The 238-nt window shown below is 29.0% G+C and carries 1 pseudogene; it reads right to left on the minus strand.

The features are described 5' to 3' along the window. Positions 1 to 42: 42 nt before the first annotated feature. Positions 43 to 238: pseudogene (locus tag VJI93_RS09240) on the minus strand (TIGR01212 family radical SAM protein); the annotation flags it as partial.

Raw genomic sequence — 238 nt, forward strand, 5'->3', positions numbered from 1 at the left:
ATTGTTTTTCTCTTTTTCTTTTAAAAAATCTATTTGAGCATTTCATTGTTCGGTAATTGACTTTCTTTTAGTTGTAAATTCTCCACTTCCACTTTCGGAGCAAAATTTACAACCACTTTGTCCGTTTTGTCTATTTGGACAAGAAAACCCTCCATCAATGGAGAGTTTTAAAAGTTTTGAACCAAATTTTTCCTTTAGATAAGAACTTAAATCATTATATCTTTGCATATTATCTCTT

It is taken from the genome of Parvimonas sp. M20, from assembly GCF_035282425.1.
In the GTDB taxonomy this organism is placed as follows: domain Bacteria; phylum Bacillota; class Clostridia; order Tissierellales; family Peptoniphilaceae; genus Parvimonas.